We start from the raw sequence: 6,089 nt of genomic DNA on the forward strand, positions 1-6,089 counted from the left end.
GTAACGTAATTACCGCAGGGGCGGGAGAATTGTTTTGGGAGTGGGTGATACATATGAAGAAATCTATTAGAATAACACATAGGTTGCGAAATTCAGATTATCCGATAGCAGAATATTTCGTGCCATATAAACCTGATGTCTTACAGAAAATTGTTAAAAGTAAATTGGTAAGTGAAGAATTAGATATAGTGGCAAGTAGATATGGTAGTTTTGAAGAGTATGCGAAATCGAAATCAATAGAAGCGCTTGACTTAAATTTGGAATCAGTGGAGGATGAAGGTGCCTGGATAAATGATGAGTACAATTTAAGTGAAAATAATATGTGGGATTATCTGGCAGATGTGACACTTATTAATGATACGGTCATGCAGGATAATAGTGATAGCGTTGAGGCACTAAATATGGAAGCACTGCAGACATTTGCCAGCAGGATAAAATATGATTACAGGCGTATCGCAATCTCTATTATGATTTATACAGAGAGATATGTGCATGAAGACTACGTAGATTTTAGTGAAAATAAAAAAACTATATTGACAGATATATACAGATTGATAGATAGGGCGAGCAAATGTAAGGTGCATGATATAGGAGAAATAGATGATATACACGAGAAGTTCCTAACAAGTTATAATAAATTTACTGCTACGAGCTGGAATGAAAATTTAGAGTTTGTACTGGAAAGAGCGGATTCCATAATGAAAAGTATGGTCTCAGATATTGGACAGGAAGAGAAAATAGGCTACTATACAAAGACGCTTAATATTATAAAAAAAGAAATTTTGAAAAGTAGCGGAGAGAAAGTGACGTTAAAAAAGAGATATATTAGGTTTATTTCTAATATAGCCCATGCGTTTAACATCGAAACACATGATATGCCAAAAGATGACAGTGCTATTTTTGAAGCTTGTATTTGGAAAGATAAATTAACAGAAATATATAGACATTTTTTTATTTCTCTGTCTCAAATAAATACAAATGATGAATTAGTGTCAACGAGATCAAACAATTTTGAAAGTATGACAAAACAGTTTACGGAAGAGATTGCAAAAATAAAGTCAGCGTTGAAATTAAAAAAGGATTTTAATCTGGTTAATAAATATTCGGGTAAAAAACAAGGCTGTTATACAATATTTGTATTGCCAAATGGAGAAAAGTATTGGGCATTGAGTGGGACAGATTCGTGGGATAGAAACAAAAGATTGCAGATGGAGATGCTGGTAAAATACATATTTGATAACACGTTTGGATGGCATCATGTTACCAATATTTATACAAAAAATCATGGCATCAGATACTGTCCTATTAGGAAGAAAACTATGCGTTATACAGAGGTAATAGAGCCTGATAGTAACAGCAAGATAAAGTATGTGAGTAAAAAAGAGAAGCTGGGGGACGATCTGAAGACGAGAAGAATCGATAAAAGGAAAGATGATTATTTGAGAAAGATTGGACTTACATATGGATGCTGCGAAAGAAAGATCATGTCATATTTATCGGATTTTAATGGTATAACGATATATTCAAGATGGGCTCCATGTGAAAAGTGTATGCCGGCTATATTCGAGTTAGGGAAATATACATATTATGCATATGCAAAGAATTATATGGAATGGATAAATGGTGGAAAACCAATGAAGTTGGAAAAGTACACTGTCGAGAAATCGTATTTGGTTTCAATAGAATAAATGTAAAATTACTGAGGGGAATGTATGTTTGAACTTATTATAAAAGATATAATGGAGGTCGCGGGCTACCTTCCGATAGGGATTCTATGCGGATGCATAGCAGTCGTGGTTTATCTCGTGTATACAGTGAGTCCTGCAGGGAAAAAGGTCAGTGCCAGAGGACGTGTGAAGAAGTTAATAGTGTGGTTTCTGCTGGTGGTGTATCTGGCGGTGATGGCAGTTACTGTGTTCCTGTCCAGAGAGCCGGGCTCAAGGCAAGGCATTGACATGACGCTGTTTCAGACGTGGGGAGTGACGCCCCAGGAGCACGCATTTGTCATAGAAAATATATTGCTCTTTGTGCCGTTCGGCGTGCTTTTCCCGCTGGCGGTGGCTGGAAGTAAGAATGGCGATGGCAGGGCGGTAGACAGGTTGTCCAAATGTACTGTACTGTTTGGATTTCTGTGCAGTGTCTGCATAGAGACGGTTCAGCTTATAACGGAGCGCGGTTACTGCCAGCTCGATGATGTAGTTATGAATACCCTCGGAAGCCTTGCGGGATATATTATATTTTTAATTATAAAAAAGATGAAAAATATTAAAAAAATGGAGGAATAGATAATGCCATGTACAACAATACTGGTAGGAAAAAATGCGTCTTATGACGGTTCAACAATAATAGCGAGAAATGACGATTCGGGGGCCGGTTCGTACACGCCGAAGAAATATGTGGTTGTGAAGCCGGAGGAGCAGCCAAGAATATACAAGTCGGAGATATCCCATTTGGAGATTGAACTTCCGGATGATCCGATGCGTTACACCTGTGTTCCAAATGCGCTGGCGGGCGAAGGAATCTGGGCGGCAAGCGGAGTGAATTCTGCAAATGTGGCTATGACGGCGACGGAGACCATAACCTCAAATCCAAGAGTGCTCGGCGCGGATCCACTGGTGTGCTATGAGCCTGCGGAGGGAGATAAGCCTGAGAAGACTGGAGGTATCGGCGAGGAGGATATAGTCAGCATTACACTTCCATATATAAAGAGCGCAAGAGAGGGCGTGAAGAGACTTGGCAGCCTGTTTGAACGATATGGAACCTATGAGATGAACGGAATTGCATTTCAGGATGTAGACGAGATCTGGTGGCTTGAGACCATCGGAGGACATCATTGGATCGCGAGAAAAGTTCCTGATGATGTGTATGTTGTCATGCCAAACCAGTTTGGTATGGACGAATTTGATATGGCAGACGCAATGGGAGCGCAGAGCGAGTTCATGTGCTCGGCAGATCTTCCAGCATTTATAGAGAAGTATCATCTGAACGTGGAGAATATGGAGGACACGATCTGTCCACGGGATATATTCGGCAGCCACGACGATGCGGATCACGTGTACAACACCCCGAGGGCATGGTTCATGGAGCGGACGCTCAACCCGAATTCGGCAGTCTGGGACGGACCGGATGCGGACTTTACGCCGGTTTCGGATGACATTCCATGGTGCATGATACCAGAGAAGAAGATAACCATGGAGGATGTGAAGTATGTGCTTTCCTCGCATTATCAGGGAACTCCGTATGATCCGTACGGCAATTACGGCGACAATAAGATGCGCGGGGCATATAGATCGATAGGTGTGAACAGGACGGATTTCATGTCGGCGATCCAGATGAGACCATATGTTGGAGAGGAGATCTGCGCTGTACAGTGGATAGCATTTGCATCGAATGCATTCAATGTCATGGTTCCTTTCTATGCAAATGTAGACACGACTCCTGAGTATCTGGCAAATACAGGGGCGGATATTTCCACGGACAACTTCTACTGGACCAGCCGTATGATCGCAGCGATGGCGGACGCATCTTATGCGAAGTCGGTGTTCCATATCGAAAGGTACGAGGAGAAAGTCATGTCCAAGGCACATGAGATAATATACAGATATGATGATATTATGAATGAACAGCCATTGGGCGAGAAACTCCGCCAGCAGGCCAACCAGGAGACCACAGACATGGTGAGACGTGAGGCAAATGCAACCCTTGGCAGGGTCCTCTATGAACTCAGCAATCAGATGAAGAACTCGTATTCAAGATCTGATGCGTAGTAGGCAATGAGTGGCCGCTTACAGGTTATGATTATCCCTGTATTTACCTGGAGTCACGCCGTATTTCTTCTTAAACATCCTGTTGAAGTAGGACAGGTTGAAGAAGCCGCAGTTCTCCGCGACGGAGAGTATGCTCTCGTCATTGGAGGAGAGAAGTCTTGCGGCAACATTCAGCCTGAAGTCGTTCAGATATGATACAAATGACACCCCCATGGTGTTCTTGAAAAATCGCATAAAATGGGATTCAGAGAATCCACAGTAGGAGGCTATATCCGTTATGGATATGGCCTCTTTGTAATTTTCGTCTATGTAGGAGAGGATGAGTTTTGTTCTCTCCAGATCTCTGGCTCGGTTCTTTCTGTCTGCCTCATCCCTTGCGGTGGAGTTGGCATAGAGAATGTAGAAGAATTCAAAATAGCATCCCTTAAGTGCAAGGTGGTATCCCTTTGGCGTCTCTGAGCAGAGCTTGTCTACCCTGTTAAGACACGCGGAAAGAGACGGATATAATGGATCGTCCCTGTCATAAATACTCTTGATATCCACGTCGCCCGCCAGCAGAGGCAGGAAAAACTCGCTGTCCAGTGAGTCGTGATTTCTGGATCTGAACATGTCAACGGAGAAAAGAATATTCTCATATTCCATTGAATAGCCTTCGTGCTGGGAGATTCCGTGAATGTGTCCTGGTAGGATAATGACTATGTCACCCTCCTCAACATAGTGAGTTGTGAAGTCCACAGTCACATTTCCCTTGCCTTTTTTGATATAGATAATCTCCATAAATTCATGCCAGTGCAGAGACACAGAATTGAAGTCAAGTGGTATGGAGCACAGGTAAGTATTGTACGGAAACATCGGGTCCGCATGGGTCTTATTCTCCAGAAGATTTTCGTATTCAAGACTGTTCATATAACCATGTGCCTCCTTTTTGTTCATAAATTCGACGATTTTTTACAGCTTTTACATATTGTACATCATCAAGATGATAGAATTGTACAATAAATTGCTTATATAATGCAAGCATAAAAGGGGAAATGCTAATAAAATACAAGCCATAACAGGAACTGTTCAGGAGGTATCATATATGAGTAAAGCGTTGGGGCGTGGCGCAGGAATACTCCTGCCGATAAGCAGCCTCCCATCACCATATGGAATTGGAACTATGGGAAGAGATGCTTATGATTTTGTTGATATGTTGAAAAGAGCAGGGCAGAAGTACTGGCAGGTGCTTCCGATAGGACCAACAAGCTTCGGTGACAGTCCTTATCAGTCGTTTTCAGCATTTGCGGGCAATCCGTATTTTATCGATCTGGATACATTGATAGCTGAAGGGCTTCTCAAGAAAGAGGAGGTAGAATCCTACAAATGGGCTGACAGTGATGACGAGATCGACTACGCCAGAATATACAGACAGAGATTTGAAGTTCTCAGAAAAGCATTTGGCAGATCAGAGCACAAAGACAGCAGGGATTACGTAGATTTCATAGAGGAAAATGAACAGTGGATAGATGACTATGCGCTGTATATGGCGATCAAGGCTGATCATAACAATAGAGAATGGCTTGCGTGGGAACCGGCGATCAAGAAGAGAAAGCCGGAGGCTATGGCAGCTTACAGAGAAAAGCTTGGTGAAGACGTGGAATTCTACAAATTCCTTCAGTTCAAGTTCTACGAGCAGTGGATGCCATTAAAAGAGTATGCCAACAGAAACGGCATAAGCATCATTGGAGATATTCCGATTTATGTGGCACTGGACAGTGCTGATGTGTGGGCTAACACAGACCAGTTCCAGCTGTCCGGAAGCCTTGCACCGGCGGTTGTGGCAGGATGCCCACCAGACATGTTCTCAAGCTACGGACAGAAGTGGGGTAACCCGATTTATGACTGGGATGTCATGGAGAAGGATGATTTCGCGTGGTGGAAGAAGAGAATTGCTGCATCTGCAAAGCTCTACGACGTGATCCGTATAGATCATTTTATCGGAATAGTCAGATACTACAGCATCCCGGCAAATGGCGAGCCGAAGGATGGCTACTACAGACAGGGACCGGGAAAGAAACTCATCGATGCTATAGACAGTGCCATAGGTTCATCCAAGGTTATAGCTGAGGACCTCGGCGTGGTCGTGCCAGAGGTTCAGAAACTTGTAAAGGAATCCGGTTATCCGGGCATGAAGGTGTTGGAATTTGCATTTGACGGCAATACGGCAAATGAATATCTGCCGCACAATCACGCAAAGAACTACGTAGCGTATATCGGAACCCACGACAATGATATGCTGAAAAGTTATATCAGCGGACAGAGTGAGGAGCTTCAGGAATATAT

Annotated in this window: 5 protein-coding genes; 4 read left to right on the plus strand and 1 reads right to left on the minus strand. The window is 42.9% G+C overall.

Features of this window, described 5'->3' with window-relative positions; genetic code table 11:
- The first annotated feature begins 53 nt into the window (after positions 1 to 53).
- The 3 genes from ABUA34_RS01500 to ABUA34_RS01510 are packed head-to-tail and all read left to right on the plus strand — an operon-like array spanning position 54 to position 3,767.
- Positions 54 to 1,688, plus strand: a complete 1,635-nt coding sequence (locus ABUA34_RS01500; protein WP_022215941.1) for a hypothetical protein — start codon at positions 54 to 56, stop codon at positions 1,686 to 1,688.
- A gap of 24 nt (positions 1,689 to 1,712) precedes the next feature.
- Positions 1,713 to 2,285, plus strand: coding sequence for a VanZ family protein (locus ABUA34_RS01505; RefSeq protein ID WP_022215942.1), 573 nt, complete (start codon positions 1,713 to 1,715; stop codon positions 2,283 to 2,285).
- A 3-nt stretch (positions 2,286 to 2,288) separates the two neighbouring features.
- Entirely contained in the window at positions 2,289 to 3,767 is a 1,479-nt protein-coding gene (locus ABUA34_RS01510) for a C69 family dipeptidase (RefSeq protein ID WP_022215943.1), read from the plus strand.
- 18 nt (positions 3,768 to 3,785) lie between these two features.
- On the opposite strand, the gene ABUA34_RS01515 is transcribed toward ABUA34_RS01510, so the two are convergent.
- Positions 3,786 to 4,673, minus strand: coding sequence for an AraC family transcriptional regulator (locus tag ABUA34_RS01515; RefSeq protein WP_022215944.1), 888 nt, complete (start codon positions 4,671 to 4,673; stop codon positions 3,786 to 3,788).
- 175 nt (positions 4,674 to 4,848) lie between these two features.
- On the opposite strand from ABUA34_RS01515, the gene malQ reads away from it, so the two are divergent.
- Positions 4,849 to 6,089, plus strand: a 1,241-nt coding sequence (gene malQ, locus ABUA34_RS01520; protein ID WP_349822746.1) for a 4-alpha-glucanotransferase, incomplete at its 3' end; no start/stop codon positions are given.

Origin of the sequence: Coprococcus sp. RTP21428st1_C9_RTP21428_210409 (genome assembly GCF_040227395.1) — a bacterium.
Classification (GTDB): Bacteria; Bacillota; Clostridia; order Lachnospirales; family Lachnospiraceae; genus Coprococcus; species Coprococcus aceti.